The organism is Pseudomonas sp. NPDC008258 (genome assembly GCF_042956345.1).
Taxonomy (GTDB): Bacteria; Pseudomonadota; Gammaproteobacteria; order Pseudomonadales; family Pseudomonadaceae; genus Aquipseudomonas.
This window is the reverse complement of record NZ_JBIBGE010000025.1, coordinates 70,760-95,787: the sequence shown is the minus strand read 5'-3', so window position 1 is coordinate 95,787 and position 25,028 is coordinate 70,760. Positions and strand designations below refer to the sequence as shown.

The 25,028-nt window shown below is 64.7% G+C and carries 19 protein-coding genes; 13 read left to right on the top strand and 6 right to left on the bottom strand.

All coding sequences use genetic code 11. From position 1 onward, the window contains the following. Nucleotides 1–4 precede the first annotated feature (4 nt). The gene (locus ACFY9W_RS20070) at nucleotides 5–3,133 is read left to right on the top strand and encodes a multidrug efflux RND transporter permease subunit (protein WP_391133599.1); all 3,129 of its coding nucleotides are present in this window, start codon (nucleotides 5–7) and stop codon (nucleotides 3,131–3,133) included. Nucleotides 3,134–3,180: 47 nt separating this feature from the next. Here ACFY9W_RS20070 and ACFY9W_RS20065 read toward each other — a convergent pair whose 3' ends face one another. From ACFY9W_RS20065 to ACFY9W_RS20055, 3 genes are all read right to left on the bottom strand, one after another. Then, entirely contained in the window at nucleotides 3,181–3,744 is a 564-nt protein-coding gene (locus ACFY9W_RS20065) for a TetR/AcrR family transcriptional regulator (protein ID WP_391133596.1), read from the bottom strand. A 208-nt stretch (nucleotides 3,745–3,952) separates the two neighbouring features. Next, nucleotides 3,953–5,953, bottom strand: a complete 2,001-nt coding sequence (locus ACFY9W_RS20060) for a DUF3656 domain-containing protein (RefSeq protein ID WP_391133594.1) — start codon at nucleotides 5,951–5,953, stop codon at nucleotides 3,953–3,955. 205 nt (nucleotides 5,954–6,158) lie between these two features. Continuing rightward, nucleotides 6,159–6,539, bottom strand: coding sequence for a Rid family hydrolase (locus ACFY9W_RS20055; RefSeq protein WP_391133590.1), 381 nt, complete (start codon nucleotides 6,537–6,539; stop codon nucleotides 6,159–6,161). Between the two features lie 137 nt (nucleotides 6,540–6,676). On the opposite strand from ACFY9W_RS20055, the gene ACFY9W_RS20050 reads away from it, so the two are divergent. Next, nucleotides 6,677–7,369, top strand: a complete 693-nt coding sequence (locus ACFY9W_RS20050) for a tRNA (adenine(22)-N(1))-methyltransferase TrmK (RefSeq protein WP_391133587.1) — start codon at nucleotides 6,677–6,679, stop codon at nucleotides 7,367–7,369. A gap of 1 nt (nucleotide 7,370) precedes the next feature. Here the strand turns inward: ACFY9W_RS20050 and ACFY9W_RS20045 are convergent, their stop codons facing one another. Beyond that, nucleotides 7,371–7,637, bottom strand: a complete 267-nt coding sequence (locus ACFY9W_RS20045; RefSeq protein ID WP_391133584.1) for a DUF2790 domain-containing protein — start codon at nucleotides 7,635–7,637, stop codon at nucleotides 7,371–7,373. Nucleotides 7,638–7,763: 126 nt separating this feature from the next. Here ACFY9W_RS20045 and ACFY9W_RS20040 point away from each other — a divergent pair, with 126 nt between their 5' ends. After that, nucleotides 7,764–8,696 (top strand): LysR substrate-binding domain-containing protein, encoded by a 933-nt coding sequence (locus tag ACFY9W_RS20040; RefSeq protein WP_391133581.1) that lies wholly within the window; start codon nucleotides 7,764–7,766, stop codon nucleotides 8,694–8,696. 229 nt (nucleotides 8,697–8,925) lie between these two features. Here the strand turns inward: ACFY9W_RS20040 and ACFY9W_RS20035 are convergent, their stop codons facing one another. Next, entirely contained in the window at nucleotides 8,926–10,077 is a 1,152-nt protein-coding gene (locus ACFY9W_RS20035) for an acyl-CoA dehydrogenase family protein (protein WP_056801144.1), read from the bottom strand. A gap of 16 nt (nucleotides 10,078–10,093) precedes the next feature. Then, on the bottom strand, nucleotides 10,094–11,164 hold the full coding sequence (locus ACFY9W_RS20030) for a 3-hydroxyisobutyryl-CoA hydrolase (protein ID WP_391133578.1): 1,071 nt from the start codon (nucleotides 11,162–11,164) through the stop codon (nucleotides 10,094–10,096). A 255-nt stretch (nucleotides 11,165–11,419) separates the two neighbouring features. On the opposite strand from ACFY9W_RS20030, the gene mdcA reads away from it, so the two are divergent. From mdcA to mnxG, 10 genes are all read left to right on the top strand, one after another. Further along, the gene (mdcA, locus tag ACFY9W_RS20025) at nucleotides 11,420–13,081 is read left to right on the top strand and encodes a malonate decarboxylase subunit alpha (RefSeq protein ID WP_391133575.1); all 1,662 of its coding nucleotides are present in this window, start codon (nucleotides 11,420–11,422) and stop codon (nucleotides 13,079–13,081) included. Between the two features lie 104 nt (nucleotides 13,082–13,185). Further along, the gene (locus tag ACFY9W_RS20020) at nucleotides 13,186–14,037 is read left to right on the top strand and encodes a triphosphoribosyl-dephospho-CoA synthase (RefSeq protein WP_391133572.1); all 852 of its coding nucleotides are present in this window, start codon (nucleotides 13,186–13,188) and stop codon (nucleotides 14,035–14,037) included. Between the two features lies 1 nt (nucleotide 14,038). Further along, complete coding sequence (locus tag ACFY9W_RS20015; RefSeq protein WP_391133569.1) at nucleotides 14,039–14,338, top strand: malonate decarboxylase subunit delta; 300 nt, start codon at nucleotides 14,039–14,041, stop codon at nucleotides 14,336–14,338. Beyond that, nucleotides 14,331–15,179, top strand: coding sequence for a biotin-independent malonate decarboxylase subunit beta (locus ACFY9W_RS20010; RefSeq protein ID WP_391133566.1), 849 nt, complete (start codon nucleotides 14,331–14,333; stop codon nucleotides 15,177–15,179). The genes ACFY9W_RS20015 and ACFY9W_RS20010 overlap by 8 nt, the downstream gene beginning before the upstream one ends. Continuing rightward, nucleotides 15,176–15,967, top strand: a complete 792-nt coding sequence (gene mdcE, locus ACFY9W_RS20005) for a biotin-independent malonate decarboxylase subunit gamma (protein WP_391133563.1) — start codon at nucleotides 15,176–15,178, stop codon at nucleotides 15,965–15,967. Before ACFY9W_RS20010 ends, mdcE begins: the two co-directional genes overlap by 4 nt. Before the next feature lies 1 nt (nucleotide 15,968). Beyond that, nucleotides 15,969–16,583 (top strand): malonate decarboxylase holo-ACP synthase, encoded by a 615-nt coding sequence (locus ACFY9W_RS20000; protein ID WP_391133560.1) that lies wholly within the window; start codon nucleotides 15,969–15,971, stop codon nucleotides 16,581–16,583. Continuing rightward, complete coding sequence (mdcH, locus tag ACFY9W_RS19995; RefSeq protein WP_391133557.1) at nucleotides 16,580–17,500, top strand: malonate decarboxylase subunit epsilon; 921 nt, start codon at nucleotides 16,580–16,582, stop codon at nucleotides 17,498–17,500. The genes ACFY9W_RS20000 and mdcH overlap by 4 nt, the downstream gene beginning before the upstream one ends. A 186-nt stretch (nucleotides 17,501–17,686) precedes the next feature. Further along, on the top strand, nucleotides 17,687–18,109 hold the full coding sequence (gene madL / locus ACFY9W_RS19990) for a malonate transporter subunit MadL (protein ID WP_391133554.1): 423 nt from the start codon (nucleotides 17,687–17,689) through the stop codon (nucleotides 18,107–18,109). Nucleotides 18,110–18,111: 2 nt separating this feature from the next. Continuing rightward, the gene (madM, locus tag ACFY9W_RS19985; RefSeq protein ID WP_105947567.1) at nucleotides 18,112–18,876 is read left to right on the top strand and encodes a malonate transporter subunit MadM; all 765 of its coding nucleotides are present in this window, start codon (nucleotides 18,112–18,114) and stop codon (nucleotides 18,874–18,876) included. A 291-nt stretch (nucleotides 18,877–19,167) separates the two neighbouring features. Beyond that, a complete protein-coding gene (mnxG, locus tag ACFY9W_RS19980; RefSeq protein WP_391133549.1) occupies nucleotides 19,168–25,020 on the top strand; it encodes a manganese-oxidizing multicopper oxidase MnxG in 5,853 nt (1,950 codons plus the stop codon). Nucleotides 25,021–25,028 lie beyond the last annotated feature (8 nt).

Sequence of the window (25,028 nt, the reverse complement as noted above, 5' to 3'; positions counted from 1 at the left end):
CGCAATGTCCAAGTTCTTCATCAAACGGCCGAATTTTGCCTGGGTCGTGGCGCTGTTCATTTCCCTGGCCGGGCTGCTGGTAATCCCCACCCTGCCGGTGGCCCAGTACCCCAACGTGGCGCCACCCCAGATCACTATCACCGCCACCTACCCGGGCGCTTCGGCCAAGGTACTGGTGGACTCGGTCACCAGCATCATCGAGGAGTCGCTCAACGGCGCCAAGAACCTGCTGTACTTCGAGTCCACCAACAACTCCAACGGCATGGCCGAAGTGGTGGTCACCTTCGAGCCGGGGACCGACCCGGAGCTGGCCCAGGTCGATGTGCAAAACCGCCTTAAAAAGGCCGAGGCACGCATGCCGCAGGCGGTGATCACCCAGGGTATCCAGGTTGAGCAGACCAGCGCCGGCTTCTTGCTGATCTACGCCCTCAGTTACAAGGAAGGCGCTGGCAACGCCGATACCACGGCGTTGGGCGACTACGCGGCGCGCAACATCAACAACGAACTGCGCCGGGTACCGGGCGTGGGCAAGTTGCAGTTTTTCTCGTCGGAAGCGGCCATGCGCGTCTGGGTCGACCCGCAGAAGCTGGTGGGCTACGGGCTGTCGATCGATGACGTGAGCAACGCCATTCGCGGGCAGAACGTGCAGGTGCCTGCCGGCAGCTTCGGCAGCGCGCCGGGCAGTAGCCAGCAGGAGCTGACCGCCACCCTGGCCGTGCAAGGCACCCTGGACGACCCACAGGCGTTTGGCCGTGTGGTGCTGCGTGCCAACCCGGACGGTTCGTTGGTGCGCCTGGCCGACGTCGCCCGCCTGGAAGTGGGCATGGAAAGCTACAACTTTGCTTCGCGCCTGAACGGCAAGCCCGCCGTGGCCGGCGCGGTGCAGCTGGCGCCGGGCGCCAATGCGTTGAAAACCGCCGAGCTGGTCAAGGATCGCCTGGCCGAGCTGAGCGCGTTCTTCCCCGAGGGGGTCGAATACTCGGTGCCGTATGACACCTCGCGCTTTGTCGACGTGGCCATTGAAAAGGTCATTCACACCCTGCTCGAAGCCATGGTCCTGGTGTTTCTGGTGATGTTCCTGTTCCTGCAGAACATCCGCTACACCTTGATCCCGTCCATCGTGGTGCCCGTGTGCCTGCTGGGTACGTTGATGGTGATGAAGCTGCTGGGCTTCTCGGTGAACATGATGACCATGTTCGGCATGGTGCTGGCCATCGGCATTCTGGTGGACGACGCCATCGTGGTGGTGGAGAACGTCGAACGGATCATGGCCGAGGAGGGGCTGTCGCCAGTCGATGCCACCGTCAAAGCCATGGGCCAGGTGTCGGGTGCGATCATCGGCATCACCCTGGTGCTGTCGGCGGTGTTCATGCCGCTGGCGTTCATGTCTGGCTCGGTGGGGGTGATCTACCAGCAGTTCTCGCTGTCGTTGGCGGTGTCGATCCTGTTCTCGGGCTTTCTGGCGCTCACCTTCACCCCGGCCCTGTGCGCTACGCTGCTCAAGCCGGTGGCCCCCGGGCACCATGAGAAGCGCGGTTTCTTCGGCGCCTTCAACCGTGGCTTCGCCCGGCTGACCGAGCGCTATTCGGTAATGAACACAACCCTGGTTCGGCGTGCCGGCCGCTACATGCTGGTATACGTCGGCATCCTGGCGATGCTCGGCTACTTCTACCTGCGTTTGCCGGAATCCTTCGTGCCGGTTGAAGACCAAGGCTACGCGATTGTCGACGTGCAGTTGCCGCCGGGGGCCAGCCGTGTGCGCACCGACGCGACCGGGCAGGCCCTGGAGCAGTTCCTGATGTCGCGTGAAGCACTGGCATCGGCGTTCATGGTCAGCGGCTTCAGCTTCTCGGGCATGGGCGAGAACGCCGCGCTGGCGTTCCCTACCTACAAAGACTGGTCGGTCCGTGGCGCCGGGCAATCGGTGGATGCCGAAACCCAGGCGATCAATGCGCAGTTTGCCGGTTACGGCGATGGCACGATCATGGCGGTCAACCCGCCACCGATCGATGGCCTGGGCAACGCCGGTGGTTTTGCCCTGCGCCTGCTCGACCGTGGCGGCCTGGGCCGTGAAGCGTTGCTGGCGGCCCGTGACAAGATCCTTGGCGAGGCCAACGGCAACCCGGTCATCTTGTACGCAATGATGGAAGGCCTGGCCGAGGCGCCGCAACTGCGCGTCGATATCGACCGGGAAAAGGCCCGCGCCCTGGGTGTGGCCTTCGAGACCATCAACGGCACCTTGGCCACAGCGTTTGGCTCGGCAGTCATCAATGATTTCACCAACGCCGGCCGGCAACAGCGGGTGGTGGTGCAGGCCGAACAGGGCGAGCGGATGACGCCAGAAAGCGTATTGCGCCTGTACGCCCCGAATGCCGATGGCCAGCAAGTGCCGTTCAGCAGCTTTGTCACCACCCGTTGGGAAGAGGGGCCGGTGCAGATCGTGCGTTACAACGGCTACCCGTCAATCCGCATTTCCGGGGATGCCGCACCGGGCTACAGCACCGGCCAAGCCATGGCCGAAATGGAGCGGCTGGTCAGCGAGTTGCCGCCGGGTATCGGCTATGCCTGGACTGGCCTGTCCTACCAGGAAAAGGTCTCCAGCGGCCAGGCCAGCAGCCTGTTCGCCCTGGCCATTGTGGTGGTGTTCCTGCTGCTGGTGGCGCTGTACGAAAGCTGGGCGATCCCGCTGACGGTGATGCTCATCGTACCGATCGGTGCGCTGGGGGCGGTGCTGGCGGTGATGGTTACCGGCATGCCCAACGATGTGTATTTCAAAGTTGGCCTGATCACCATCATCGGCCTGGCAGCGAAGAACGCCATCCTGATCGTCGAGTTCGCCAAGGAACTGTGGGAGAAGGGCTACAGCCTGCGTGACGCCGCCATCGAGGCTGCGCGCCTGCGCTTCCGGCCCATTGTGATGACCTCGATGGCCTTCATTCTTGGCGTGGTGCCGCTGGCTGTCGCCAGCGGTGCCGGTGCCGCCAGCCAGCGGGCGATTGGTACCGGGGTAATCGGCGGCATGCTTAGTGCCACCCTGCTGGGTGTGGTGTTCGTGCCAATCTGCTTTGTCTGGGTGCTGTCGCTGCTCAAGCGCAAACCGGCGCCGCAGGCCCAAGCTCCTTTGGTTGGATGATCCAGCCGTTTCGGCCCCTGGGACCCGTGCCCAGGGGCCTTTTTTTGTCAGGACCCTGGCCGGGCCTGTGCGCCTTGCAAGAACAGTTGCTCCAGCGCCAGCGCCGAATTGGCACTGGCCGCGCGGCCGCGCCGCTCGGCGTCGACCATGCCGTAGATCTGGGTGATGAACATTTCGGTGAATACGGCAGCGCTGATATCGATACGTAACACACCCATCTGCTGCGCCCGAAGGAAGAACGCATCCATCGCCTGGGTGTAGGCCAGCCAGCGGCGGTCTTCGCTGTCGCCCAGCAAGGTGTCGGGGCGGTACTGGAACATCAGGAACACCAGCATCTCGCGGTGCTTGAGGTGCTCGGCAATCAGGTGGCGCACTGCGGCCAGGGGCTCGGCCGTATCCAGGGCGGCATTGTCGATTACCTGGTTGAGCACCTGCTCGCCATGGTTCTCGAGCATGGCGACCAGGCTGTCGCGGGTGCCGCAGAAACGGTGCAGGGTGGCTTTGCTGACGCCAGCGGTTTCGGCCAGCTCCTTGAGGGTGGCGCGGGGGTGGACCACGATGGCGTGGGCCAGGGCCTTGAGCAGGCGTTCGTCGTGGGAAGTGGGGTGCATCGGCATGCCTCGCGTGAATCGCATGGCAATTATTGTGCAGGAACTGAGAGGGTGATCAAGTGCCGAAGTCTCATTTGAGACTTTTTTGTGTCTTGAATGGCCTCTTCGCGGGCATGCCCGCTCCCACAGGTGCTGCACAGCCATGGAGGCTGTGGATATTCCCTGTGGGAGCGGGCGAGCCCGCGAAAGGGCCCTTACAGGCTAACGATCAATGCATCCCCCGCGGAATGGTCTTCAGCAGGTCTTCCGGGCTGATATGCCCCACAACCTGGGCCACCGCGCTGCCTGGGGTCGGCAGGTCGATGATATGGCTCTTCATCTTACCTACCACATGCATTTCGCAGGGTTTGCAGTCGAATTTCAGGGTCAGCACTTCGTCACCCTGAATCAGCTGCATCGGTGCCACCTTGGTGCGCACGCCGGTTACGCCCTTGGCCTGCTTGGGGCACAGGTTGAAGGAGAAGCGCAGGCAGTGCTTGGTGATCATCACCGGCACTTCGCCGTGCTCTTCATGGGCCTCGTAGGCCGCGTCGATCAGTTGCACGCCATGACGGTGGTAGAAATCGCGGGCCTTCTGGTTGTACACGTTGGCCAGGAACGACAGGTGCGACTCGGGGTACACGGGCGGCGGCGTGGTCTCGGCCTTGCGCCCGCCACGCGGGTGCGCCTTGATACGCGCCTCGGTCAGCGCCTCGATGGCTTCACGGCGCAGCGCCTTGAGCTGCGAGTTGGGGATGAAGTACGCCTGCGGGGCATCCAGCTGGATGCTGTCGGCGTGGTACATCGTGGTGCCCAGCTGGCCGAGCAGGTCGTGCAACTGGTCCAGTGCCTGCTGCGGCTTGTTGGCTGCGCCGAACGGGCCATCCAGGGCCACCTGCACGCATACGCCTTCTTCACTGCTCAGCGTCAGCATCAGGCGCTGTTCGCGCAGCACGGCATGCCACTCCACGCCAACCCGGCGCTCGGACGAGGTGCGTTGCAAGGCCTGCTGCCAGTTGTGGTCGAGGTTACGCGACAGCGGGTGGTTGGGCCGCAGTTTGTGCAGGCCCTCGGGCATTTCGTTGGGCTCGACGCGGTAGCGGTAGCGCTTGTTGCCATCTTCCTCGAACTCGCCACGCGGTTCGGCGATGTTGGCGCGGAAGCCCACCACTTCACGCTTGACCAGTACATTGAGGCCGTCGCCGTTGGTCAGCGGGACATCGGTAACCACCTGCATGTCACGCTTGCCGACCTTTTCCACCACGCCCACGGGCAGGCCGGTGAAGGTTGGCGAGTCGAAGGCACCGATATCGACCTTGCGGTCGGTAACGAAGTAGTCGGTGCTGCCGCGGTGGAAGGTTTTGTCCGGGTCGGGCAGGAAGAAGTGCTCGGTACGGCCGCTGGATGCACGGGCATAGGCCGGGCGGCCTTCGAGGATGGCGTCGAGCTCTTTGCGGTAGTGGGCGGTGATGTTCTTCACGTAGCCCATGTCCTTGTAGCGGCCCTCGATCTTGAACGAGCGCACGCCGGCATCGACCAGGTCGGCCAGGTTGGCGGTCTGGTTGTTGTCCTTCATCGACAGCAGGTGCTTCTCGAACGCGACCACGCGGCCCTGGTCATCTTTCAGGGTGTAGGGCAGGCGGCAGGCCTGCGAGCAATCGCCCCGGTTGGCGCTGCGGCCGGTTTGCGCGTGGGAGATGTTGCACTGGCCGGAGAAGGCCACGCACAGCGCACCGTGGATGAAGAACTCGATGGCAGCGTCGGTTTCGCTGGCGATGGCGCGGATTTGCTGCAGGTTCAGCTCACGGGCCAGTACCAGTTGCGAGAAGCCGGCCTGGTCAAGGAACTTGGCCCGCTCCAGGGTACGGATATCGGTCTGGGTGCTGGCGTGCAGCTCGATCGGCGGGATATCCAGCTCCATCACCCCCAGGTCCTGCACGATCAGCGCGTCGACACCGGCGTCGTACAGCTGATGGATCAGCTTGCGCGCAGGCTCCAGCTCGTTGTCGTGCAGGATGGTGTTGATGGTGGTGAACACGCGTGCGTGATAGTGACGGGCGAACTCGACCAGTTCGGCGATATCGCTGACTTCGTTGCAGGCGTTATGGCGTGCGCCAAAGCTTGGGCCGCCGATGTAGATGGCGTCAGCGCCGTGCAGGATCGCTTCACGGGCGATGGCCACGTCACGGGCAGGGCTGAGCAGTTCCAGGTGATTCTTTGGAAGGGACATGTCGTTATATTTTCGGGCTGTCACGGTTTAGGCGGGCATTGTAGCGGTGAAACGGGCTGGCGGCATCATCGGGGTGCCGGGAGGTGTATTGCCTGGACGGGCCTCATCGCCGGCAAGCCAGCTCCCACAGGTACAGCGCAGCTTTCAAGGCCTGCGCTGTACCTGTGGGAGCTGGCTTGCCGGCGATGAGGCCTTGGCAGGTCAATCAGCGCTTGGCAGCCATCGCCGTCACTTCGACGCGCATGCCTTCGAACGCCAGGGAGGCCACACCCACGGCCGCCCGCACCGGCCAAGGCTTGCTGAAGAAGCGCTGGTACACCTCGTTGAACGCGGCGCGGTCGGCCATGTCGGTCAGGTAGATGGTCAGGTGCAGCACGCGGTCCATGCCGCTGCCGGCCTTTTCCAGCGCCACTTTCAGTGCCTGCAGGGTGCATTCGCTTTGCGCGACGATATCGCCCAGTTCCAGGCTGCCATCGGCGTGGGTCGGGATCTGCGTGGTAACCAGCACGCCGTTGTACTCGGCGACGTCGGACGAAATCGACTCGGCGTCCGGGTCGGGGGTGTAGATGATGTCTGCTTGTGCCATGGTGTGTTTTGCCTTGCAACGGAAGGAAAGCGGCAAGCCTACGCGAGCAGGGCGGGCGGGTCGAGGGCGCCCCGGTGTTTGAAATGCGCGGCGTTCGCCGTCAGAATCGCGCCCCATTGCAAAGCCGGGGGCACACTTTGAACGAACAGACTTTGTCCAGACGCCTGGAGCGCGTGGCTGCACATGTGCCGCAGGGCGCGCGCCTGGCTGACATCGGCTCGGACCATGGCTTTCTGCCAGTGGCGTTGATGCTGCGTGGCGTGATCGAGGCCGGGGTGGCAGGCGAGGTGGCGCAGACGCCGTTCGCTTCGGCTCAGCGCACGGTGGTGAGGAACGGCCTGGAGGCCGACATCACCGTGCGCCTGGCCGATGGCCTGGCTGCGGTCGAGCCGCAAGACCGTATCTCGGTGGTCAGCATCTGCGGCATGGGTGGCGAAACCATGTGCGAGATCCTGGAGGCCGGCAAGCAGCGCTTGCCTGGTGTTACGCGCCTGGTGCTGCAGCCCAATGGCGCTGAGTGCGAGCTGCGCCATTGGCTGGCGGGTAATGGCTACCAGATCGTCAGCGAAGAACTGCTGCGGGAAAACCGCTTCGACTACGAAATCATCGTCGCCGAGCCGGGCGGGGCAGCGTACACCGCTGAACAGCTGTACTTCGGCCCGGTGCTGATGCAGGAAAAAAGCGAGGCGTTTCTGGTGAAGTGGCGGCGCATGCTGAAGCAGAAGCAGCAAACCCTGGCCAACTTCGAACGTGCCCGCGATGCGGTGCCTCAGGTGAAGATTGACGCCTTCAACCAGCAGGTGGCATGGATCACCCAGGTGCTGGCGTGACTCACTGCTGCGAGCAGTTGCCCATTTCGCGGTAGTCTACTTCGCGTTTCTGGCCCTGGTGGTCCACATACACCATGTGCGCGGTGCCCACCTGGCAATCGGCGGCGTTGCTGGCCGGGGTGATCGAGATCACTTTGGCCACATCCAGCGGCATGCCGTACTCATAGTTGGCGCTGCTGCTGACCGGTTGGCTGTTACCTGCATCGGCAAAGGCGCCGAACGAGGCGAGGGCAGCGGCAACGGCAATGACAGCGATCGAACGTTTCATGGCAGGCTCCTTTTCTTCAATGTATGACTCATGATGTATTCATTGGTCATTCACAATAAATGGGCTAGTCCGTGATAGATTCCTGCCTGTAACGCAAGAATAAGACTGAACAAGGAGCACACCTTCATGGACATGCTGCATGCCATGCGTACCTTTGCCCGTGTGGTGGAATGTGGCAGCTTCGCTGCAGCCGCCAATGCCCTGGACATCTCCGCGGCGCAGGTTTCGCGCATAGTCGCGGAACTGGAAAACCAGCTCCAGACACGCCTGCTGCACCGCACCACGCGGCGCCTGCGCATGAGCGAGGCAGGCGAGCGGTTTCTCGAACGGGCGCGGCAGATCATGCTGCTGACCGAAGAGGCAGTCGGCGAAGCCCGTGGCGCGCACCTGACCCCGCGTGGCCACCTGCGTTTGCATTGCCCGCACGGGCTGGGGCTGTTACTGATGCCGCTGGTGGCCGGCTATAACGCGCTGTTTCCGGACGTGGTGATCGAACTGACCCTGTCGCAGCGCAACCCCGACCCGCTGGCCGAAGGGCATGACGTAGTGATCACCGTGGACGGTGCGCTGCCGGATTCGCAGCTGATCGCGGTGCCGCTGGGCAACATTTTCAGCATCCCCTGCGCGGCCCCCGCTTACCTGGAAACCCATGGTGTACCCGAGCGGCCTGAAGACTTGCACAGCCACCGCTGCCTGCGCATGGCCTACCCGATGTATGAAGGTGACTGGGTATTCCCGCAAGGGGTTGACCAGTGTGTGATCGCGCCGAACGACAGCTTCTCCACCAACGTTGCCGACGCCATGCTGGTGGCCAGCGAGCTGGGCATGGGCATCGGCCTGCTGCCGTTCTACACCGCCAGCCAGGCGATCGAACAGGGGCGCTTGTGCCGGCTGCTGGCACCGTACCGCCTGCGCGAAAGTGCGCTGTATGCGATGTATCCGTCACGGCACTACCTGGATGCCAAGGTGCGTACCTGGATCGACTACCTGAAGGAGCAACTGCCAGCGTTGTTCGAGGGGCATGCGAGGGTGGTGGATGACCCGCGGTATTGGCGCTGAAAGACGGATCTGCGTTGTTGTGGGAGCAACTGTCTTATTCAAAATCTTCAAGCTCGCACAATCTCTGTGGGAGCGGGCGTGTCGAGGCGTCGAACCGCCGCGAAGCAGGCAACGCGGTGGATGGCACCGGCTTTGCCGGTGTTCGCGGGCACGCCCGCTCCCACAGGGATTCGCGCCAGCTTTTAGAAATTGAGCAAGACAGTTGCTCCCACAGACTGCGGCCGCCTTACTACAGCGGGTAGTGCTTCAACTCCCGCGCAATCAGCATGCGCTGGATCTCGCTCGACCCTTCGTAAATCTGGGTGATTCGCGCATCACGGTAGTAGCGCTCCACCGGGTAATCCTCCAGGTAGCCATACCCGCCATGCACCTGGATCGCCATCGAGCACACCCGCTCGGCCATTTCCGAGGCGAACAGCTTGGCCTGTGACGCCTCCGACAGGCACGGCTTGCCGGCGCTGCGCAGGCGGGCGGCATGCAGGATCAGCAAGCGTGCGGCGTTCACCTGCACCTGCATGTCGGCCAGCAGGTTGGCGATGCTCTGGTGCTCGTTGATCGGCTTGCCGAACTGCACGCGGTCACGCGAGTACACCAGTGCCGCCTCGAACGCAGCGCGGGCGATGCCCAGCGCCTGGGCGGCGATGCCGATACGGCCACCTTCAAGGTTGGACAGGGCAATGGCCAGGCCCTTGCCACGCTCGCCCAGGATGTTGGCAGCGGGGATGCGGCAGTTATCGAAGGTGACTGCGCAGGTATCGGAGGCGCGAATGCCCATCTTGTGTTCGCTGCGGTCTACCTTGAACCCCGGGTTGTCGGTGGGCACGAGAAACGCCGACAAACCCTTCTTGCCCAGCTCTGGGTCGGTCACCGCGAAGACGATGGCCAGGCCGGCGCGACGGGCATTGCTGACGAACTGTTTGGCACCATTGATGACCCACTGGCCATCGACCAGCTCGGCGCGGGTGCGCAGGTTGTGCGCTTCGGAGCCGGCCTGTGGCTCGGTCAGGCAAAAGCAGCCGATCACCTCGCCGCTGGCCAGGCGCGGCAGCCATTGCTGTTGCTGCTCGGCAGTACCGTAGGCCAGCAGCGGGCCGCAGCCTACCGAGTTGTGGATGCTCATCATCGCCCCGGTGGCGCCGCAGCCGGCAGCGATTTCTTCCACGGCCAGGGCGTAGGCGACGTAGTCGGTGTAGCTGCCGCCGAAGTCCTCAGGCACCACCATGCCCAGCAGGCCCAGTTCGCCCATCTTGCGCACTACGCCATCATCAATCCAGCCGGCCTTTTCCCAGGCTTGTGCATGCGGGGCGATTTCGCCACGGGCAAAGTCCCGGGCCATGTCGCGGATCATGATCTGTTCTTCGCTCAGTTCCAGGTCTTGCATCGGTGTACTCCCGGGCTCACAGGCCTTCGAAGAATTGGTCAACCCGCTGCTGCTGCAGCGCGGCCAGGGTCGGCGGGTTCCAGCGGGGCTGCTTGTCCTTGTCGATGATCAGGGCGCGCACGCCTTCGATGATATCGCCGTGCCGGAACCACTGGCGGTCCAGGTGCAGCTCCATGGCAAAGCAGTCCTCCAGGCCCAGGTGGCGGCCACGGCGCAGCATCTCCAGCGTAACCGCCATGGCCAGGGGCGAGCGGCTTTCCAGCTGGTCGGCAGTGGCGACGGCCCAGGCATGGCTGTCGCCGATGCTCACCGCACGCAGCTGCTCGACGATGGCTTGCACGGTTGGCAGGGCGAAGAAGTGGTCGATGACCGGGCGCAGTTTTTCCAGCGGCGCATCGTCCAGCACCTGCGTGCCCAGCTTGGCCAGCAGGTTCTGCAGGTCTTTAAGCGGGTTGTCGCCAAAGCTCAGTTGGTCCAGGCCTTGGTCAAGGGCGGCGAGTTGGCCGCTGGCCAGGTACCAGTCGGCCAGGCCGCAGTACAGCGCGTCGGCCGCCTGGATCTGGGCGCCGCTGACACCGAGGTAGCTGCCCAGCTCGCCGGGGATGCGCGACAGGAAGTAGCTGCCGCCAACATCGGGGAAGTAGCCAATGCCGACCTCGGGCATGCCCAGCCGGCTGCGCTCGGTGACCACACGCAGGTCGCAGCCCTGGGCCAGGCCCATGCCGCCCCCCAGGGTAAAGCCGTCCATCAGCACCAGCACCGGTTTGCGGTAGCGGTGGATGACCAGGTCGAGGGCGTATTCCTCGACAAAGAAGGTTTCATGCAGCGTGTCGCCGGCTTTGAAGCTGTCGTGCAGCGAGCGGATATCGCCCCCGGCACAGAAGCCTTTGGGGCCCTCGCCGCGCAGTACCACGGCGCGCACGTGTGGGTCTTCGGCCCACTGGTCGAGGTGCTGGCGCAGGCTGCGGACCATGTCCAGGGTCAGTGCATTGAGGCCGGCGGGGCGGTTGAGTATCAGGTGGCCGACCTGGTTGCGAACCTCGGCCAGTACGTGCTCGGTCGCCGAGGCTTGAGCGTGCGCAGTCATTGCGTTCTCCCTGCTTTGTTATTGATTTTCCAAGTGAAGTCTGGAGTTCGCTGGAGGATCGCAGGATCCTGTCATGCGAATTTGCCTTGCACAATTGACAATTATGCAGGGGCATCGTGCATTTTTGCCGTGAGCCGGCCTGTGGGCTGGCACATTCATTAACCTTACCGTAATGAACGCGCCGCTAGCTTGATTGATCCGCCACGCGGCGCAGCCCTAAGGTGACCTCCACGACAGCGAACCTGTGGAGCCACCATGACAATAACTCAGAATCCACCGCCGCAATGGTCGCGACGGCGCGCAGAAAAGCAGCGCCGTCTCGACCGGGTCCGTCACCTCGCCGACGGCGTGGTGCTGCCCACCGAACGTATCGTCGAAGCCCTCGAACTGCTGCTGGCCCCCGGCGACCGGGTGGTGCTGGAAGGCAACAACCAGAAGCAGGCCGACTTCCTCTCGCGCTCGTTGGCCAAGGTCGACCCCGGGCGTTTGCACGACCTGCACATGATCATGCCCAGCGTCAGCCGCGCCGAGCACCTGGATTTGTTCGAGCGCGGCATTGCCCGCAAGCTCGACTTTTCCTTTGCCGGCCCGCAGAGCCTGCGCATCGGCCAGTTGCTGGAAGATGGCCTGCTCGAAGTCGGGGCCATCCACACCTACATCGAGCTTTACTCCCGGCTGCTGGTCGACCTGATTCCCAACGTCACCCTGGTGGCCGGCTTCATGGCCGACCGCGACGGCAACCTGTACACCGGCCCCAGTACCGAAGACACCCCGGCACTGGTTGAGCCGGCGGCGTTCAGTGACGGCATCGTCATTGCCCAGGTAAACCAGCTGGTGGACCGTGTAGATGACCTGCCACGGGTCGACATTCCGGCGTCCTGGGTCGATTTCGTGGTGGTCGCCGACCAGCCCTTCTACATAGAACCGTTGTTCACCCGCGACCCGCGCCATATCAAGCCGGTGCATGTACTGATGGCAATGATGGCCATTCGCGGTATCTACGAAAAACACCAGGTGCAGTCGCTGAACCATGGCATTGGCTTCAACACCGCCGCCATCGAACTGATCCTGCCCACCTACGGCGAGTCCCTGGGCCTGAAAGGCAAGATCTGCCGCAACTGGACGCTGAACCCGCACCCCACGCTGATCCCGGCCATCGAGACCGGCTGGGTGCAAAGCGTGCACTGCTTCGGCACCGAGTTGGGCATGGAGGACTACATCGCCCAGCGCCCGGACGTGTTCTTTACCGGGCGCGATGGCTCGCTGCGCTCCAACCGCATGATGTGCCAGCTGGCGGGGCAATATGCGGTCGACCTGTTCATCGGTGCCACGTTGCAAGTGGATGGCGATGGCCATTCTTCCACCGTTACCCGCGGCCGCCTGGCGGGCTTTGGCGGTGCGCCGAACATGGGCCACGACCCGCGTGGCCGGCGCCACGCAACCCCGGCCTGGCTCGACATGACCGTGCCGCAGACCCTGCTGGAGCGTGGGCGCAAGCTGGTGGTGCAAATGGTCGAGACCTACCAGGAAGGCGGCAAGCCCACTTTCGTGGAAACCCTCGATGCCGTGCAAGTGGCCAAAAAAGCGGGCATGCCGCTGGCGCCGGTGATGATCTACGGCGACGACGTCACCCACCTGTTGACCGAAGAGGGCATTGCCTACCTGTACAAGGCCCGCAGCCTGGAAGAACGCCAGCAGATGATCGCCGCCGTGGCCGGGGTTACCGCCATCGGCCTGCGCCATGACCCGAAAGACACCCTGCGCATGCGCCAACAGGGCCTGATCGCCTTGCCCGAAGACCTCGGCATCCGCCGCACTGACGCCAGCCGCGAGCTGCTGGCAGCGCGCAGCATCGCTGACCTGGTCGAGTGGTCCGGCGGCCTCTACAACCCGCCTGCACGGTTCAGGAGCTGGTGATGAGCGCACTCGACTTGCAACCGCATCGGCTTCTTCGCGGGCACGCCCGCTCCCACAGTGGCATTGCCGAACTTGATACGGGTGCTATCCCTGTGGGAGCGGGCATGCCCGCGAAGAGGCCAGCCCAGACAACCCAGATCCAACTGCCAGACCATTTGGCCGACCTGGCCGTAGAAGCCCTGATAGACGAAGCCGACCTGTCCCCCAAACCCGGCCTGGTCGACCGCCGCAGCAACGGCGCCCACCACGACATGTCGCTGTCCCTGATGCACGCTTCGGCGCTGTCACTGTGGCCCTGCCTGCGGCAAATGGCCGAAGCCGCGCAAACCTTCGGCGAAATCAGCCAACCCCTGCGTGCCTCACTCGGCCAACTCGGCCGCGAAGGCGAAGCCGCCATGCTCGCCACCACGGGCGGGGTAAACACCCACCGCGGCGCAATCTGGGCACTGGGCCTGCTGGTAGCGGCCACAGCCCTTGAGACCCAGGCCGACGCCAGCACCCTGGCCGCCCGCGCCGGGCGCATCGCCGTGCTGGACGACCCGGCCATGGCCCCGCAAGACAGCCACGGCCAGCAGGTGCGCCGCCGCTACGGCACAAGCGGCGCCCGCGAACAGGCGCAACAAGGCTTCCCCGCCGTCATCGGGCACGGCTTGCCACAACTGCAACGCAGCCGTGCCGCCGGTGCCAGCGAGCAGCACGCCCGGCTCGATGCACTGTTGGCGATCATGGCCGTGCTCAGCGACACCTGCGTGCTCTGGCGCAGCGGCCCAGCCGGCCTGGCCAGCGTGCAGCAAGGTGCGCTGGCCGTGCTGGCCGAAGGCGGTAGCGCCACCCTGGCCGGGCGCCGCCAACTGCGCCAGCTGGACCAGCACCTGCTGCACCTGAACGCCTCACCGGGCGGCGCCGCCGACTTGCTGGCCGCCTGCCTGTACCTCGACAAAGCCGGGAGCCTGTGACATGGAAACCCTGAATTTTCAATTCCCCGCCACCGAACCGGGCCGTGGCCGCACGCTGGTGGGCTGCGTCAGCTCTGGCGACCTGGAAGTGCTGATCGAGCCCGGTACTGCCGGCAGCCTGCATATCCAGGTGGTGACCTCGGTCAACGGCAGCGGTGCGCGCTGGGCACAGCTGTTCCAGCGCCTGTTCGAGGGCCGCGCCTGGCCGGCTGTGAACATCGACATCCATGACTTCGGCGCTACCCCGGGCGTGGTACGCCTGCGCCTTGAGCAAGGCTTCGAGGAGATAGCCCATGACTGACACCGCACGCTTGCTGCGCAGCCGCAGCTTTGTCGAACTGGGCGCCCGCCAACGGGCGCGTGCCTTGCTCGATCCGGGTACTTTCCGTGAACTGCTGGGCCCGTTCGATCGGCTGATGTCGCCGTGGCTGCCGCGCCAGGGCATCGTGCCCCAGTCCGATGATGGCGTGGTGATCGCCAAGGGCCTGCTGAATGGGCGCAACGCCGTGCTCGCCGCCATTGAAGGCGGTTTTCAGGGCGGCAGCATGGGCGAGGTGGGCGGTGCCAAGATCGCCGGCGCCCTGGAACTGGCCATTGAAGACAACCGCAACGGCATTCCCACGTGTGCGGTGTTGCTGCTGGAAACCGGTGGGGTGCGTTTGCAGGAGGCCAACCTGGGCCTGGCGGCGATTGCCGAGATCCAGGCAGCCATTGTCGAACTGCGTACCTTGCAACCCGTGGTTGGCCTGATCGCAGGCTCGGTCGGTTGCTTTGGTGGCATGTCCATCGCCGCAGGGCTGTGCAGCCACTTGCTGGTCACCCGTGAAGCGCGCCTGGGCCTCAACGGGCCACAAGTGATCGAACAGGAAGCGGGTATTGCCGAGTACGACGCCAAGGACCGCCCCTTTATCTGGAGCCTGAGCGGTGGCGAACAGCGCCATGCCAGCGGGCTGGTCGATGGCTATGTGGCCGACGACATCGATGCCCTGCGCGAACGCCTGGTGCAACTGCTCGACACGCCTTCGACGGAGCGCGCCAGCCAGCACGCCTGGTACCTCGAACGCCTGGCCCGGCTGGGGGCTGACTGCCCGCAACTGGATGCTGCCGCCGTGCGTAACCTTTACCAAGGAGAAGCCAAATGAACCGTGCCTTGAACTGGCTGCCGGGCCTGGCAGGCGGGCAAGCCTTGCCGGGCTACCCCGCATCGTTGCAGGTGATTGACGGCGAACTGGACAACCGCCTGGCGCGTTTCATCGCCGTGGTGCCTGATGTGCACAACCCATTCCCCCGCGCCCGCTCGGGCGAGGTCGGCCTGCTGGAAGGTTGGGGGCTGGCAAAGGCCGTGAGCGAGGCGGTGGAGGCTGATCGCAATGGGCAGAAGCGTGCGATTGTCGCGGTCATCGACGTGCCAAGCCAGGCCTATGGTCGTCGCGAGGAAGCGTTGGGCATTCACCAGGCATTGGCCGGTGCCGTGCAGGCGTATGCCCAGGCGCGGTTGGCCGGGCACCCGGTGATCGGCTTGCTGGTCGGCAAGGCCATGTCCGGTGCCTTCCTGGCGCATGGTTACCAGGCCCAGCGCCTGATCGCCCTGGACGATGCCGGGGTAATGGTGCACGCCATGGGCAAAGCGGCAGCAGCGCGGATCACCCTGCGCAGCGTCGAGCAACTGGAAGCGCTGGCTGCCGAGGTTCCACCCATGGCCTACGACCTCAACAGCTATGCCTCGCTTGGCTTGTTGTGGCGCCGCCTGACGGTGGAAAGCGCCGAGGCCCCGAGCGCTGCCGACATCGCGCAAGTGCGTGCTTGCCTGGCCGAGGCAGTGCACGACATAGGCAACTCGACTGACCTGTCGTCACGGCTGGCGGGGGAGAACCGCAGTGCCTCGCGCCAGGTACGTGAGCAGTTGCGCCGCCAGTGGCAGGGCGCTTGAGATGAACGCGCCAAGGCCGCACGACCTGCTGTGGGGGATGCCCGTGTCGGGCTTGCCCATGGACGCGCCGCAGTGGGCGCAGGCGGTTGTGGCAAGCGGTCAGCCGGTGGTGGTGCGGCGTGCCGCTTGTGACGACGGATGGGTGGCGGTAGGGCTGCGTGGCCAGGGCCGGGCTCAACGGTTGGGCGCGTTGATGCGCCTGGCTGATATCAAGCGTCAACAAAGCCCAGAAGCACTGCGCGTGGCGGTACAAAGCCCATGGCCCGCGTTGCAGGCTCTGGCCTCGGTCACCCCGGTTTTGCAGGCCAGCGGCCTGGCCTGGGGGCCGACGGGCGGGGTGGGCTATCAACTTGCGACCGGCATTGAAGTGGTCCATGCCGACAGTGACCTTGACCTGGTGTTGCGCGCACCACAACCGCTGGCCCGCGCCCAGGCGCGAGAGCTGCTGGATATCCTCGACTGCGCGCCGTGCCGTATCGATGTGCAACTGGAAACCCCGGCGGGTGCTGTTGCCCTGCGCGAGTGGGCTGGTTACGCCCGCCGCGTACTGCTCAAATCGCCCCATGGTCCGCGGCTGGTCAGCGCCCCTTGGGCGGTGATGGAAGGCGCCGCATGAGCAGCCTGTTCGCCTTCCCCGGCCAGGGGGCCCAGCAGGCGGGCATGCTGCACTGCCTGCCTGAAGGTTGCGGGCAACTGCTGGAAGAGGCCAGTGATGTGCTCGGCCAACCGGCGCTGACGCTGGACAGCCAGCAAGCCTTGCAATCTACCCGCGCCGTGCAGCTGTGCCTGCTGCTGAGCGGCGTGGCCTGGGCGCGCTGGCTGATGCAGCGCAGCCCTGCACCGGATTATGTAGCGGGGCTATCAATTGGTGCTTATCCCGCTGCAGTGGTGGCGGGTGCGTTGGACTTTGCCGATGCCGTGCGCCTGGTCGCCCTGCGTGGCGAGCTGATGCAGCGTGCCTGGCCGCAAGGCTATGGCATGACCGCACTCAGCGGGCTGGACCTGGCCAGTGTCGAGCGTTTGCTGAACGAGGCGGGTGGTGAGGTGTATGTCGCCAACCTCAACAGTGAAAACCAGATTGTCATTGCTGGTAGCGATGTGGCGATGGCTGCGGTCGCGGCCAGGGCGCGCAGCCTGGGCCGAGGTGTAGCGCGGCGGCTGGCGGTCAGTGTGCCATCGCATTGCCGGTTACTCGATGGCCCGGCAGCGGAGTTGGCCAGTGCGTTCGCCACGGTCGGGCTGCAACGGCCCCGTATCACTTACCTCAGTGGCAGTAGCGCGCGGCCGATCTTCGACCCGCAGCGCCTGCGTGACGACCTGGCTGGCAACATGGCGCGGGTAGTGGATTGGCGTGCTACGTTGCGCAACGCCTTTGAGCGCGGCGTGCGCCTGCACCTGGAAATGCCGCCGGGCAGCGTGCTCAGCGGGCTGGCCCGGCCCGTGTTCGAGCAGGGCAGGGTGGTGGCAGTGGAAGGCACCCGTTGGGACACCCTGGATGCGCTGCTGCGCCAGGAGGTGGCCCAGACCCGATGATTGCAGCCGGCTGGCGCGGTCCCTGTGGGAGCGGGCATGCCCGCGATCACGGGCGAAGCCCGTGCCGTACACCGAGGTGCCTGTTTCGCGGGCGCGCCCGCTCCCACAAAGACTGCAAACCCTGCACAAGTGTGTGTTTACAAGAACAACAACAAGCAACTTCGACACTACCTGAGGACAACAACAATGATCATCTATGGTGTGGCACTGCTGGCGGTATGCACGCTTGCCGGCGTCATCGTCGGCGACTTCCTGGGCGTGCTGCTGGGCGTCAAATCCAATGTGGGCGGGGTTGGCATCGCCATGATCCTGCTGATCTGCGCACGGCTGTACATGCACCGCAACGGCGGCATGAGCAAGGAGTGCGAGTTTGGTGTGGGCTTCTGGGGCGCGATGTACATCCCGGTCGTGGTGGCCATGGCGGCCCAGCAAAACGTGGTCACCGCCCTGCACGGCGGGCCAGTAGCGCTGCTGGCGGCAGTAGGTGCGGTGTTGGTGTGCGGGGCGACCATCGCCCTGATCAGCCGCAGCCATCGCGGCGAGCCTTTGCCTGCGCTTGAACCCACCCCCGAAACCAGCACGCACGTTGCCCCGGCAGGAGGTCGTTGAACATGTGGCCGATCATTGACAATGCCCTGGAACATAACGGCCTGATCACTGCCTTTGCAGTGGTGGGCGCCATCATGTGGTTGTCGGTTGTGCTGTCGAAATACCTCACGTTCGGCCGGGTGCACGGCTCGGCCATCGCCATCGTCATCGGCCTGGTGCTGGCCTGGGTAGGCGGCACCGTGACGGGCGGGCAGAAAGGCCTGGCCGACATGGCGCTGTTCTCCGGCATCGGCTTGATGGGTGGGGCCATGCTGCGGGACTTCGCCATTGTTGCCACGGCCTTTGAGGTGCAGGCCACCGAAGCGCGCAAAGCCGGCATGATTGGCGCGGTGGCGCTGTTGCTGGGCACGGTGTTGCCGTTCATTGTCGGCGCGGCGGTGGCCTATGCCTTCGGCTACCGCGATGCGGTGAGCATGACCACCATTGGCGCGGGCGCGGTGACGTATATCGTCGGGCCGGTGACCGGGGCGGCGCTGGGTGCCAGTTCGGATGTGATGGCCCTGTCGATTGCCACCGGGCTGATCAAGGCGATCCTGGTGATGGTGTTCACCCCGGTGTCGGCGCGCTTGCTGGCACTGGACAACCCGCGTTCGGCGATGGTGTTCGGTGGCTTGGCGGGCACGGTATCGGGCGTGACAGCAGGGCTGGCGGCGACGGATCGGCGGCTGGTGCCGTATGGCGCGTTGACGGCCACCTTCCATACCGGGTTGGGGTGCTTGATGGGGCCTTCGATTCTGTATTTCTGCGTACGGGGGTTGGTTGGCTAAAGGGAATCTGAAAGGAAATTCCACCCTGTGGGAGCGGGCTTGCACCGCGAAGCAGGCGACGCGGTGTATGGCACCGGCTTCGCCGGTGTTCGCGGCCACGGCCGCTCCCACATGGACTGCGTCACCTTCAAGTAAAGCAACCCGTTGCCCCCAAATCGGGGAAAAACGCCGGGTGATCCTCCCCAATCTGTTTCGGTTGCCTACGTAACCAGCTGAAAAAACAGAATATTTACTCCTGGCACACACCTTGCTCCATACCTCCGCAGAGTTCCCGTGTCCCGGAGGTGCAGCATGTCTACGCCACGCAAAGGCCCCCTTCTGTCATCACTCGTTCTGGCCCTGCTCGGCTGGGAAACGACCAGCGAGGCGGCCGTGCAGTGCCAGCGCACCTTGGTCGCCAATGTGGTGGCGCTGGACCAGCCATTGATGTTCAACCGCCTTGGCGCGCAAAACGCCAACGGCATGATGTTCGCCCTGCGTGAAGACGTGGTGGACGACAAGCAAGTCCCCCTCAGCAAGGGCGGGGCCGCTGTGCCGGGCAAGGTCACCCTGCGCCCGGACAAGCGCCCACGGCCAATCGTGCTGCGGGTTGCTGCCGGTGACTGCCTCACGGTCAACCTGACCAACCTGCTGGCCTACCAGGCCAACCCCAACAAGCACGGTATCGACCACGAAGAAAACGAGGTCGAAGGCGAGGAGGAGGGCCCGGAAACCGAGGTCGAAAACGAAGGGGGTGAAGATTTCGTTGCCGATGAGCAGGTCAATGACCGGCATGTCGGCTTCCAGGTGAACGGCATGCAGGCGGTCAACAGCATTGGCGACATCGCCGCCAACACCGGCCGCAACGGCAACTTCCTGGTGTCGCCGGGCAACACCCGCAGCTACACCTTGTACGCCGAGCGCGAGGGGGCCTTTGCGGCCACCAGCCAAGGCGCCACCTTTGGCGGCCAGGGTGGGGCGGGTAACGTTGCCAACGGCCTGTTCGGCCAGGTGGTGGTTGTCCCCAAAGGTGGGCGAACCTACCGCAATACCCTGACCGAAGAAGAAATGCGCCTGGCCACCACCGGCCGCACCGCCACCGGCCAACCGGTGATCGACTACCAGGCCCGCTACCCGCAGGCCGAACCGTGGGTTACCGAGGGCAAGGCCGGCAAGCCGATCATTGCCATGGTCGACGGCAATGAAATTCTCAACAGTGAAACCGACGCCATCGTCATGGGGCCGAACCCCGACGGCAGCTTCCCGCGCTCGACCTACCCGCTGGAAAGCGTCAACAAACGCAACCCGGCACTGCCCAACCGCCTGGAGGCGTTCCGCGACTTCGCCTCGCAGTTCGCCGATGAAGTGGCTGCCACCCAGGCCTTCCCAGGTTACTGGGCGGACCCGGTGATGGGCCACGTGCTGGAGCCGACCCGCGATTCGTTCATGATCAACTACGGCTCTGGCGGCATGGGCGCTGAAGTGGTCGCCAACCGCCTGGGCGTGGGGCCGATGCATGACTGCCTGTCGTGCGCCTACGAGGAGTTCTTCCTCAGTGCCCATACCGTGGGCGATATAGGCACCCTCGTGGACGTGCCAGCCAACGTCGGCCTGGAGAACATTCGCCCAGGCGAAACCCCGCCAGCCAGCGCTGTGGGCGTCAAGGCCAACATGGCCCTGTACCCGGCAGAGCCCGCCAACGTGCACCACAGCTACATTGGCGACTTCACCAAGTTCCGCAACACCCACAATGGCCATGAGCAGCACATCTTCCACCTGCATGGTCACCAGTGGCTGTTCAACCCCAACGACGACAACTCCGACTACATCGACGCCCAAGGCATCGGCCCGGGTATCGGCTACACCTACGAAATCGCCAACGGCGGTTCGGGTAACCGCAACCGCGTGGCGGGCGATGCCATTTACCACTGCCACTTCTACCCGCACTTCGCCCAAGGCATGTGGGCCATGTGGCGGGTACATGACGTGTTCGAGGAAGGCACCCGGCTTGAAGTGAGCGGGCAGGGCGCCAATGGCTTCCACAGCACGCCGTTCGCCCTGCGCAGCGGCAAGCCGGCCGTTGGCGCCCGGGCATTGCCTGATGGCGAGATTGTTGCCGGTACGCCGATCCCCGCCATTGTGCCGCTGCCTGGCAAGGCCATGGCGCCGATGCCGGGCAAGGTGGTGGTGGTACCCAAACTGTCCGAAGAACTCGTTGCCGCCAATGACGATGATGACGAGGAAGAGGACGACGATCACGCCAACGAAGCCCCTGCGCGCAAGGCAGTCGGTTCGCTGGCGCTGGTGGACCGTACCGATGCCAACCGCAACGCCGATGGCACCTTGAAAAACCCAGGCTACCCGTTCTGGATCGGCGGCATGGAAAGCAGTGTGGGTAACCGCCCGCCAACCCCGCCACTGGACATGCTCGACCCGGCACTGGCCCAGCAGTTGAAAGCCAGCGGCAAGGCCTTGTGGGCCAACCTCGACCCCAACCAGGTCGATGGCTGGGATGGCGGCCTGGGCCGGCATGCGCTGGACGGTGTGTCTGCCGGCGGCGAAGCGGTGACCACCACCACCAAGCTGGACTTCTCCAAGGTGGTGCACAAGGCCAAACCCATCTACCTGCCTGAAGAAGGCACCGATGTCGAGCAGGCCGCCATGCAGTTCCATGCCAAGGCCGAGCACGCCAGCTACGCCCTGATCCCTGGCAGCCAGCCGGTGGCCAAGGCATTCCGTACCAACGGTGCGTTGCCCACTGCCGGCGCGCCATTCTACGAACCTTGCATGGACGACCGCGGCAAGCGCCTGACGCAAACCTCGGGGGTGGGCGAGTTCGTGAGCGGCGAGAGCCTTACCGGCATGAACTTCCGGGGTTCGTCTACCTTCACCGCCGACCGCCCGCGTATCTACAAAGGCGCCAACATCCAGTTTGACGCGGTGTACAACAAGGTCGGCTACCACTTCCCGCAGGCGCGCATTCTGGCGCTGTGGGAAGACGCCTGGCCGGTGATCACCAAGCAGCGCCCGCCAGAGCCGCTGGTGATGCGCATGAACACCTTCGATTGCACCATGTACACCCACACCAACCTGATCCCGTCGTACTACGAAATGGACGACTACCAGGTGCGTACCCCCACCGACGTGATCGGCCAGCACATTCACCTGCCCAAGTGGGACCTGACCGCCGCTGACGGCTCGGCCAACGGCTGGAACTACGAAGACGGCATTCTCTCGCCCGGCAGCGTGGTGGAGCGCGTGCATGCCATTCGTGCCTACAACGGCTGCACCGAAGGCGACAGCCGCGACGGCACTGCCGCCTGCCCGAAAGCCAAGCAGCACCCGTACTTCGGCCGCTTTGGCCGGGCGGACTGGCTGGGCGCACGCACGGCCATGCAGCGCTGGTTTGCCGACCCGCTGGTGAACGTGAACAACGTCGACCGTGGCCTGGGCACCATCTTTACCCACGACCACCTCGGCCCATCGACCCACCAGCAACTCGGGCTGTATGCCACCGTGCTGGCCGAACCTGCCGGCTCCACCTGGTACCATGCCGAAACCGGCGAACAGCTGTACAACCCGGCTACACGCCAGGACGGCGGGCCGACTTCGTGGCAAGCGGTGATCAAGACTGGCGACCACGATGGCGATGGCAAGAACGACAGCTACCGTGAGTTCTTCCTGGAGTACAGCGACTTCCAGCATGCCTATGAAGCCGGTGTGTACGTGGGCGCAGGCCCGGACGGTGTGCCCAATGGCCAGTCCTACCCGGCAACGGCCGACAGCTTCCGCTACGCCATCAACCCGCCGGTACGGCAGAAGGCATCCAACCTGCTGGAATCGGTAGTCGAGTCGCGCGGTGGCCTGGCCCCTGGCTGCCCAAGCCGGCCTTGCCCGCAGGCGATTTCGGTGGATGACCCTGGCATGTTTGTCGTCAACTACCGCAACGAGCCGCTGGCCCTGCGCGTGTTCGACCCGAACAAGGTCGGCCCCGATGGCAAGCGCGGCATGCAGGCGGACGGCCTGGCCGGCGACCTCAGCTATGCCCTGCAAAGCCGCACCGACCGTGCGATCCCGGCCATGAACATGGCGCCGTCGGCGATCACCTCGGCCGTTGGCCCAACCGGTGGCACCACGCTGTTCCCGCCGCACATCAACAAGGCCGGCAGCGAGCCGGGCGACCCGTTCACGCCCATGCTGCGCACCTACTCTGGCGACAACGTGCGCCTGCGCCTGCATGCCGGTGGCCACGAAGAGGAACACAACGTCACCCTGCACGGTGTGAAGTGGCTGCAGAACGGCTCGGGCTTCGGCAACAGCTCCAACTCGGGCTGGAGGGCCTCGCAGATGATCGGTATTTCCGAGCAGATGGGCTTCATGGCACCGGTGTCGATGATTTCCAGTTCGGCCGCTACCAATGGGGATTACCTGTACTCCATGGACGCGGCGCTGGAAGGCTACTGGAACGGTATCTGGGGGGTGATGCGCAACTACACCGCACAACGCGCCGACCTGTTCCCGCTGCCGAACAACACCCAGCCGGTGGCCATGCGCAATACCGTGAACTTCGACGGTATCTGCCCGAAAACCACGGCCAACCCCAACGGCATCGGTACCCGCACCACGGTCAAGCGCAGCTACGAGATTGTCGCGGCGCTGGCCAACGACATCCTGGAGAACCGCAACGGTGTCAGCATCAACGACCCGGCCGGCGCGGGCCAGCATGTTGGCGGGCCACTGAAGGCCAATGGCGGCACCCTGGTGTTCAACAGCCGCAAGACCAGCATCCCGCAGGTCACGGTGGTGGACGAAGAAGACGGCACAACCTTCACCGTGGGCGGCCACAGCGCGCCACTGCATGACCCGACCGCTGTGTTGTATGTACGCAAGGCCGACCTGGACACCACCACGGGCAAGCTCAAGGCCGGTGTACCGGTGGAGCCGCTGGTGCTGCGCGCCAACGCCGGGGACTGCATCAGCATCACCCTGGAAAACCGCCTGCCACAGGTCATGCCAGACCTGCCAAGTACTGCAGTGATGCAGAACGTGGTCAAGCGTGACCGCTTCGACAGCGAAGGTTCCACCGCCTTCAACAACAACCTGATGCGCCCGTCCAGCCATGTGGGCCTGCATGCCCAGTTGCTGGCCTACGACATCACCAAGTCCGACGGCGCCAACGTGGGCGCCAACCCGGTGCAAACCGTGCCACCCCGGGTGGGCAACAGCGGTGCCTACCCAAGCCGGGTGTACCAGTACTACGCCGGGCACCTGGAACGTGAGGGCAAACCGGTGCTGCAACTGGGCCGCACAGTGGACAACATCAACACCACTGCCATCGAGTTCGGTGGCCTGAACCTGGCGCCGTCGGACTTCATCAAGCAGCCGCAGAAAGGCCTGGTGGGTGCCATGAGCATCCTGCCGCAAACCGCGACCTGGACCGAGGACACCGCCAGCCGGGCCCAGGCCACGGTCAAGGTCACCGGCCAGCCCGACTACCGCGACCTGGTCACGGTGTGGCAGCGCTCGATGAACATGCGCTGGGCTGATGGGCGCCCGGTCGAAGGCATCGCCACCGAAGGCAACGGCGTGCCCGGGGACCCGAAAGACAACGGCAACATGGCCATGAACTACAAGACCGAACCGCTGTGGCTGCGCTTTGGCCTGGCGCCGGATGCACCCTTTGGCCATGCCGATGGCTTCGGCTTTGCCGATGTGCCGAACGCACACATGGCGTACAGCAACGCCCTGGTCGGCGGCGACCCGCAAACCCCGGTGCTGTATGCCAAGCCCGGCCAGCCAGTGCGCAGCCATGTATTGATGCCCAGCGGTGGCAGCCGCGGCATCACCTACCAGCTGGACGGGCACCTGTGGCCGCTGCACAACTACCAGGCCGAGAAGAGCGACGCGGATGGCTACCCGATGAGCCTGCCTGGCATTGGTTCGGTGCGCTTCGGCTACAACCCGATGGCCATGTACATCGGGGCCCAGGAAAGCGTGCTGCCCGCGGCGCACTTCAGCTTCATGCTGCCAAGTGCCGGCGGTGCCAACGCGGTGGCGGGTGACTACCTGTTCCGCGACTACGCCGCCTACGGCAACCTTTCGGGGCTGTGGGGGATTCTGCGGGTGACCAACGAAGCGCCGCCGGCAACGGCCCCGGCGCAGTGATAGAAGGG

Coding starts and splice junctions, on each gene's coding strand:
- ACFY9W_RS20070 (WP_391133599.1), top strand. CDS start 5: ATGTCCAAGTTCTTCATCAAACGGCCGAATTTTGCCTGGGTCGTGGCG.
- ACFY9W_RS20065 (WP_391133596.1), bottom strand. CDS start 3,744: ATGCACCCCACTTCCCACGACGAACGCCTGCTCAAGGCCCTGGCCCAC.
- ACFY9W_RS20060 (WP_391133594.1), bottom strand. CDS start 5,953: ATGTCCCTTCCAAAGAATCACCTGGAACTGCTCAGCCCTGCCCGTGAC.
- ACFY9W_RS20055 (WP_391133590.1), bottom strand. CDS start 6,539: ATGGCACAAGCAGACATCATCTACACCCCCGACCCGGACGCCGAGTCG.
- ACFY9W_RS20045 (WP_391133584.1), bottom strand. CDS start 7,637: ATGAAACGTTCGATCGCTGTCATTGCCGTTGCCGCTGCCCTCGCCTCG.
- ACFY9W_RS20040 (WP_391133581.1), top strand. CDS start 7,764: ATGGACATGCTGCATGCCATGCGTACCTTTGCCCGTGTGGTGGAATGT.
- ACFY9W_RS20035 (WP_056801144.1), bottom strand. CDS start 10,077: ATGCAAGACCTGGAACTGAGCGAAGAACAGATCATGATCCGCGACATG.
- ACFY9W_RS20030 (WP_391133578.1), bottom strand. CDS start 11,164: ATGACTGCGCACGCTCAAGCCTCGGCGACCGAGCACGTACTGGCCGAG.
- mdcA (WP_391133575.1), top strand. CDS start 11,420: ATGACAATAACTCAGAATCCACCGCCGCAATGGTCGCGACGGCGCGCA.
- ACFY9W_RS20020 (WP_391133572.1), top strand. CDS start 13,186: ATGCCCGCGAAGAGGCCAGCCCAGACAACCCAGATCCAACTGCCAGAC.
- ACFY9W_RS20015 (WP_391133569.1), top strand. CDS start 14,039: ATGGAAACCCTGAATTTTCAATTCCCCGCCACCGAACCGGGCCGTGGC.
- ACFY9W_RS20010 (WP_391133566.1), top strand. CDS start 14,331: ATGACTGACACCGCACGCTTGCTGCGCAGCCGCAGCTTTGTCGAACTG.
- mdcE (WP_391133563.1), top strand. CDS start 15,176: ATGAACCGTGCCTTGAACTGGCTGCCGGGCCTGGCAGGCGGGCAAGCC.
- ACFY9W_RS20000 (WP_391133560.1), top strand. CDS start 15,969: ATGAACGCGCCAAGGCCGCACGACCTGCTGTGGGGGATGCCCGTGTCG.
- mdcH (WP_391133557.1), top strand. CDS start 16,580: ATGAGCAGCCTGTTCGCCTTCCCCGGCCAGGGGGCCCAGCAGGCGGGC.
- madL (WP_391133554.1), top strand. CDS start 17,687: ATGATCATCTATGGTGTGGCACTGCTGGCGGTATGCACGCTTGCCGGC.
- madM (WP_105947567.1), top strand. CDS start 18,112: ATGTGGCCGATCATTGACAATGCCCTGGAACATAACGGCCTGATCACT.
- mnxG (WP_391133549.1), top strand. CDS start 19,168: ATGTCTACGCCACGCAAAGGCCCCCTTCTGTCATCACTCGTTCTGGCC.